Below are 354 nucleotides of genomic sequence, written 5' to 3'. Positions count from 1 at the left end.
CTGGGGAGGGGTGAACCACGCCCAGCCGCGAGCGTCGTCCCTCACGGATTTTGCGGCGTCAGCACCAGCGGCGGCTTCGGCCTGGGCTTGGCGGGCGGCGGGCCCGGGGCCGGCTTCACGTCGATCGGCGGAGGGAGCGGTGCGAGTTGCTGACTCGCAAGCGGCGCGCTTGGGAGTTGCGAGCTTGGAAGTTGCGGGCTCGGCGCGGCCGGAGCAGCCTGCGGAGCTTTCGGGGTCGGCGCCGGCCTCGTTTCCACCTTGGGCTTGGCCGGCATGCGGCGCGGGTCCTGGCCCGGCAACGGCACGCTGGCGGGCGCAGGCTCGGGCGCAATTTCCGGAGACACCAGCGTCGGC

At 73.7% G+C, this 354-nt stretch carries 1 pseudogene; it reads right to left on the bottom strand.

Annotation, left to right across the window (positions count from 1 at the left end):
- Positions 1–41: 41 nt before the first annotated feature.
- A pseudogene (locus JHD07_RS24570) lies at positions 42–354 on the bottom strand (hypothetical protein); the annotation flags it as partial.

This window comes from Bradyrhizobium sp. (assembly GCF_016462955.1).
Lineage (GTDB): Bacteria > Pseudomonadota > Alphaproteobacteria > Rhizobiales > Xanthobacteraceae > Bradyrhizobium.
This window is presented reverse-complemented; position numbering and strand designations above follow the sequence as displayed.